The sequence below is a fragment of the Streptomyces montanisoli genome (assembly GCF_017813245.1).
Lineage (GTDB): Bacteria > Actinomycetota > Actinomycetes > Streptomycetales > Streptomycetaceae > Streptomyces > Streptomyces montanisoli.
Genome location: NZ_JAGIQL010000260.1, coordinates 1 through 6130, shown reverse-complemented (window position 1 = coordinate 6130; position 6130 = coordinate 1). Strand labels below are relative to the sequence as shown.

Genomic DNA, 6130 nt, shown 5'->3' with positions numbered 1-6130 from the left:
GGGTGCCGGCGCGGCGCCCGTGCGCCACCGGGCGGCCGGCGGCCGGCGCGCGCCGCCGTCTACGACTCCGCCAGGACCCCCCGCAGCTGCGCCAGCCCCCAGTCCAGGTCCTCCTGCGAGATCACCAGCGGTGGTGCCAGGCGGATCGTCGAGCCGTGGGTGTCCTTCACCAGCACGCCCCTGTCCATCAGCCGCTCGGAGATCTGCCGGCCCGTGCCGTGTTCCGGGGCGATGTCCACGCCCGCCCACAGGCCCCGGCCGCGTACCTGCGTCACCCCGCCGTGGCCGACCAGGCGGCCGAGCTGCTCGTGCAGGTGGTCGCCGAGGCGCGCCGCGCGCTCCTGGAACTCGCCCGTCCTGAGCATGGCGATCACCTCGAGGCCCACCGCGCACGCCAGCGGGTTGCCGCCGAACGTCGAGCCGTGCTCGCCCGGGCGGTACACGCCGAGCACCTCCGCCGACGAGACCACCGCGGACACCGGCACCACGCCGCCGCCGAGCGCCTTGCCCAGCACGTACATGTCCGGCACCACGCCCTCGTGCTCGCACGCGAACGTGCGGCCCGTGCGGCCGAGGCCCGACTGGATCTCGTCCGCCACGAACAGGACGTTCCGTGCGCGCGTCAGCTCGCGCACCGCCGCCAGGTAGCCGGGCGGCGGCACCAGCACGCCCGCCTCGCCCTGGATCGGTTCGAGCAGCACCGCGACCGTGCGGTCCGTGACCGCGGCTTCGAGCGCCGCGACGTCGCCGTACGGCACGACGTCGAAGCCGGGGGTGTACGGGCCGAAGCCGGCCCGCGCCTCCGGGTCCGTCGAGAAGCTGACGACGGTCGTCGTGCGGCCGTGGAAGTTGCCGGACGCGACGACGATCCTCGCCTCGCCGTCCGGCACGCCCTTCACCTCGTAGCCCCACTTGCGCGCCGTCTTGACCGCCGTCTCGATCGCCTCGGCGCCCGTGTTCATCGGCAGCACCATCTCCATGCCGCAGAGCTCGGCGAGTTGCTCGCAGAACCGCGCGAACCGGTCGTGGTGGAACGCGCGCGACGTGAGCGTCACCCGTTCGAGCTGCGCCTTGGCCGCGTCGATCAGCCGCTGGTTGCGGTGGCCGAAGTTGAGGGCCGAGTAGCCGGCGAGCATGTCCAGGTAGCGGCGGCCCTCGACGTCGGTCATCCACGCGCCTTCCGCGGAGGACACGACGACGGGCAGGGGGTGGTAGTTGTGCGCGCTGTGGGCCTCGGCCGAGGCGATGGCCTGCGCGGTGCCCTGCCCGGTGACCTGTCCCACGGGGCTGGAGGTGGTCGACATGGTGTGTCCTCCGATCGTTCGGCACGAAGAGGGTCGTACGCCAGTTTCTCTCGGATTACTGCCCTGCGGCAGGCAATGCTGACCCTCCGTCCCAGGGACGGCGTGCGGGGCGGCACGGCCCACTAGGGTGGGCCGGGACGCACGGCGACTGGCGCACGCGGAAACGACCGCGGGGGAGCCGCGCGGGCACGGCCACCGCACCGACGTGTCGCTCCGCCTGGGCACCGGGACCCGACCGCTGACACGGACGTCCCGGAGGACGAAGCCATGACCACCGCCCATGCCATGACCCCCGCCACGCAGCGCACACGTCCCGCGCTCGCCGCCGCCGATCCGGAGATCGCCGCCCTCGTCACCGCGGAGGAGGACCTCCAGGCCGAGACGCTGCGGCTGATCCCCAGCGAGAACTACGTGTCACGCGCCGTCCTCGAGGCGTCGGGCACCGTCCTGCAGAACAAGTACAGCGAGGGCTACCCCGGGCGCCGCTACTACGAGGGCCAGCAGGTCATCGACCAGGTGGAGCGGGTAGCGGCCGAGCGCGCCAAGGCGCTGTTCGGCGTCGAGCACGCCAACGTCCAGCCGTACTCGGGCTCCCCGGCCAACCTCGCCGTGTACCTCGCCTTCGCCGAGCCCGGCGACACGGTGATGGGCATGGCCCTCCCGATGGGCGGCCACCTCACGCACGGCTGGGGCGTGTCGGCGACCGGCAGGTGGTTCAGGGGCGTGCAGTACGGGGTGCGCCGCGACACCGGGCGGATCGACCTCGACGAGGTCAGGGACCTGGCGCTCAGGGAGCGGCCGAAGGCGATCTTCTGCGGTGGCACGGCGGTGCCGCGCACCATCGACTTCGCCGCGTTCGGGGAGATCGCACGCGAGGCCGGCGCGGTGCTCGTCGCGGACGTGGCGCACATCGCGGGCCTGATCGCGGGCGGCGCCCACCCCTCGCCCGTACCGCACGCGGACGTCGTGTCGACCACGACGCACAAGACCCTGCGCGGCCCGCGCGGCGCGATGCTGCTGTCGCGCGCCGAGCACGCCAAGCGCATCGACAGGGCGGTCTTCCCCGGCCTTCAGGGCGGCCCGCACAACCAGACCACGGCGGCCATCGCGGTCGCCCTGCGCGAGGCCTCGCAGCCGTCGTTCAGCGCCTACGCGCACGCCGTCGTGGCGAACGCGCGCGAGCTCGCTGACCACCTGCTCGCGCGCGGCTTCGACCTGGTGTCGGGCGGTACGGACAACCACCTGATCCTCATGGACCTGACGCCGAAGGACGTCCCGGGCAAGGTCGCGGCGAAGGCACTCGACCGCGCCGGGATCGTCGTCAACCACAACGCGGTGCCGTACGACGAGCGCAAGCCCTTCGACCCGTCGGGCATCAGGATCGGCACACCCGCCCTGACGAGCCGGGGCCTCGGCACCGGCCACATGGCGACCGTGGCCGAGTGGATCGACCGCGGCGTCAACGCGGCGCGCACGGGCCACGAGGCCGCACTGGCGGCGCTCAGGGCCGAGGTGGCGGAGTTGATGGCCGCCCACCCGGCCCCGGGCCTCCCGACGGCCTGAGAGAATGGGCTCATGGCCTCAGACCGTCCCCGCGCCCTCTCCGGCATCCAGCCCACAGCCGGCTCCTTCCACCTGGGCAACTACCTCGGCGCCATCCGCCAGTACACCGCCCTGCAGGAGTCCCACGACGCCTTCTACATGGTCGTCGACCTGCACGCCATCACCGTGCCGCAGGACCCCGCGGTGCTGCGTGCGAACACCCGTCTCGCCGCCGCACAGCTGCTCGCGGCGGGGCTCGACCCGCAGCGGTGCACGCTGTTCGTGCAGAGCCACGTCCCCGAGCACGCGCAGCTCGGCTGGGTGATGAACTGCATCACGGGGTTCGGCGAGGCCTCCCGCATGACGCAGTTCAAGGACAAGTCGGCCAAGCAGGGCGCCGACCGTACGACCGTCGGCCTCTTCACGTATCCGGTGCTCCAGGTGGCCGACATCCTGCTGTACCAGGCCGACTCCGTGCCCGTCGGCGAGGACCAGCGCCAGCACGTCGAGCTGACGCGTGACCTCGCCGAGCGGTTCAACGGGCGCTTCGGCCACACCTTCACCGTCCCCTCGCCGCACATCGTCAAGGAGACCGCGAAGATCTACGACCTGCAGGACCCGTCGATCAAGATGAGCAAGTCGGCGTCCACGACCAAGGGTCTGATCAACCTTCTCGACGAGCCGAAGGCCACCGCCAAGAAGGTGAAGAGCGCCGTCACCGACACCGGCTCCGAGATCGTCTTCGACGCCGAGAACAAGCCGGGCGTGAGCAACCTGCTGACGATCTTCTCGACGCTGACCGGCACCACCATCGGGGACCTCGAAGCCCGCTACACGGGCAAGGGCTACGGCGCGCTCAAGACGGACCTCGCGGACGTCATGGTCGATTTCGTCACACCCTTCAGGGACCGGACGCAGGAGTTCCTTGAGGACCCGGAGACCCTGGACGCCCTCCTCGCGACCGGCGCGGAGAAGGCGCGCGCCGTGGCCGCGGAGACGCTGGCGACCGCGTACGACAGGATCGGCTTCCTGCCCGCGAAGCACTGACCGCCGGGCCGGCCGGCGCGGCGACCGACCCGGCGGCCGGCTCGTCGGCCGGCCCGCCGGCCGGTGCGGGGGGCCGGTCGGGCGATGCCGGAAACATCCCACATGGCGGACACTGGTCACGAGGCCCTGGGAGAGTCACACTGGCGTGCGTCCGGGTCGAGTACTGACAAGTCCGGACGAACAGCCGAAAAGCTGAAAGTGGTCGACAGCGAGGAGATCGATGTGGGGACCGTAACGCTCGGCGTTTCGATCGCGGTCCCGGAGCCGTTCGGCAGCCTGCTCCAGCGGCAGCGCGCGAGCTTCGGTGACCCCGCCGCACACGGCATCCCCACACACGTCACCCTCCTGCCGCCCACCGAGGCCGTCGCGGAAGCGCTGCCTGTGGTGGAGGCCCACCTCGCCGCCGTCGCCGCGGCGAGCAGGCCCTTCCCGATGCGCCTGTCGGGTACGGGCACGTTCCGGCCGCTGTCGCCCGTCGTGTACGTGCAGGTGGTCGAGGGCGGCTCGGCCTGCAACTGGATCCAGAAGCGGGTGCGTGACGCGTCGGGGCCGCTCGCACGCGACCTGCAGTTCCCGTACCACCCGCACGTGACGGTCGCGCACGCCATCTCCGAGGAGGCGATGGACCGCGCGTACGAGGAGCTCGCCGACTTCGGCGCCGCCTGGGCGTGCACGTCGTTCGCGCTGTACGAGCAGGGCTGCGACGCCGTCTGGCGCAAGCTGCGCGAGTACGCGTTCGGCGGCGGCGAGGCCCACGGCGTGCCGCCGCAGGGCGCGCCGCACCGCCGGGCGCCGGTGAGCCGCTGAGCGCAGTAACCCTGCCCCGTCACTCCGGGACGGTCGCGTCCTGCACGGCCCGGTACACGGGCCCCGGCAGGTGCCTGAGCGCCGCCATCACGAACCGCAGCCGCGCCGGCACGTACACCGTGGCGGAGCGGCGCCGCAGCCCCAGCTCGATCGCGCCCGCCACCTCCTCCACGGTGGCGGTCAGCCGCCCGGCCGTGTCGTGCCGCGGCGTCACCGTGCCCGGGCGGACGGTCATGACCTGCACGCCCGTGCCGTCCATCGCGTCGCTCAGGCCCTGCGTGAACGTGTCGAGGCCGGCCTTGCTCGACCCGTAGATGAAGTCGGCACGCCGGGCGCGCTCGCCCGCCACGGACGACAGCACCACCAGCGCGCCGTGCCCCTGCGCCTGCATCGCGCCCGCACACACCAGCGAGGCGGACAGCGCCCCCGTGTAGTTCGTCTGCGCGACGCGCACGGCGGCGAGCGGGTCGGCCTCGTCGTGCTCCTGGTCGCCGGCCGCGCCGAAGGCGAGCAGCGCCAGGTCGACGTCGCCCTCGGCGAAGACCTTGCCGAGCGCCTCCTCGTGGGACGCCGGGTTTAGGGCGTCGAAGGCGACCGTACGGACGTCCACGCCGTCACTGCTCAGGCCGTCCGGGCGCAGAGCGCGCAGGGACGCGGCCGCGGCGTCCAGCGCGGGGGAGGGACGCCCCGCGAGCCATACCGTACGTGCGCGCCGCGCGATGAGCCTGCGCGCGGTGGCGAGGCCGATCCCGGACGTGCCGCCGAGTACCAGCAGGGACTGCGGGGCGCCGAACGCGTCCTTCATCGGTGTCTCCATTCGGGGTTCGTGTCTTCTTCGGGTCTGGTTCCTCATCGGGGCCGGGCTCTCAGAGCGCGAGCCTGCGGGCCAGGTCGGACGTGATGACGCCGTCGGGATCGAGTTCGGCGCGCACCGCCCTGAACTCGGCCAGGCGCGGGTACATCGCCTCCAGCAGGCCGGGCCGCAGCCGCGCGTCCTGGGCGAGGTTGACGCGGCCGCCCGCGGCGGCCACCTCCTCGTCCAGTTCGTCGAGGAAACGGCCGAGGCCGCTCGCGCTCGCGGGGATGTCGAGCGCGAGGGCCCAGCCGGGCAGGGGGAACGACAGCAGGCCCGTGCCCGCTGCACCGAGGCGCTGCAGCGTCGCCGCGGGCACCGGCACGGCCCGGCGCGCGACATGGCGCACGATCCGGTGCAGCGCGTCCTCGTGGCCGAGACCGACGACGCACTCGTACCGCACGAAACCGCTGCGGCCGTAGCAGCGGTCCAGGCGAGGCCACGGGCCGAGCGGCCGGGTCAGCGGCCGCAGAGCACGCGCCCTGCGCGGCGGCGAGGCCCGGAACCGCAGCGCGTTCAGCGCGCGCACCGCCCCGGCGCCCAGCAGGCCGTCCGGGACCAGCTCCGGTGATCGGTT

Annotated in this window: 6 protein-coding genes; 3 read left to right on the top strand and 3 right to left on the bottom strand. The window is 73.1% G+C overall.

Annotated features, from left to right (window positions below; genetic code table 11):
- Positions 1–59: 59 nt before the first annotated feature.
- The gene (gene rocD / locus JFN87_RS31600; RefSeq protein ID WP_209345699.1) at positions 60–1304 is read right to left on the bottom strand and encodes an ornithine--oxo-acid transaminase; all 1245 of its coding nucleotides are present in this window, start codon (positions 1302–1304) and stop codon (positions 60–62) included.
- 267 nt (positions 1305–1571) lie between these two features.
- Here rocD and glyA point away from each other — a divergent pair, with 267 nt between their 5' ends.
- From glyA to JFN87_RS31585, 3 genes are all read left to right on the top strand, one after another.
- On the top strand, positions 1572–2867 hold the full coding sequence (gene glyA, locus JFN87_RS31595; protein ID WP_282961697.1) for a serine hydroxymethyltransferase: 1296 nt from the start codon (positions 1572–1574) through the stop codon (positions 2865–2867).
- A gap of 12 nt (positions 2868–2879) precedes the next feature.
- Positions 2880–3893: a tryptophan--tRNA ligase gene (gene trpS, locus JFN87_RS31590; RefSeq protein WP_209345697.1), complete on the top strand. Its 1014-nt coding sequence runs from the start codon at positions 2880–2882 to the stop codon at positions 3891–3893.
- Positions 3894–4115: 222 nt separating this feature from the next.
- Complete coding sequence (locus JFN87_RS31585; RefSeq protein WP_209345695.1) at positions 4116–4700, top strand: 2'-5' RNA ligase family protein; 585 nt, start codon at positions 4116–4118, stop codon at positions 4698–4700.
- 19 nt (positions 4701–4719) lie between these two features.
- On the opposite strand, the gene dprE2 is transcribed toward JFN87_RS31585, so the two are convergent.
- Together dprE2 and JFN87_RS31575 are read right to left on the bottom strand one after the other, a co-directional pair.
- Positions 4720–5505, bottom strand: coding sequence for a decaprenylphospho-beta-D-erythro-pentofuranosid-2-ulose 2-reductase (gene dprE2, locus JFN87_RS31580; protein WP_209345702.1), 786 nt, complete (start codon positions 5503–5505; stop codon positions 4720–4722).
- A gap of 61 nt (positions 5506–5566) precedes the next feature.
- Positions 5567–6130, bottom strand: a 564-nt coding sequence (locus JFN87_RS31575) for a D-arabinono-1,4-lactone oxidase (protein WP_282961696.1), incomplete at its 5' end; no start/stop codon positions are given.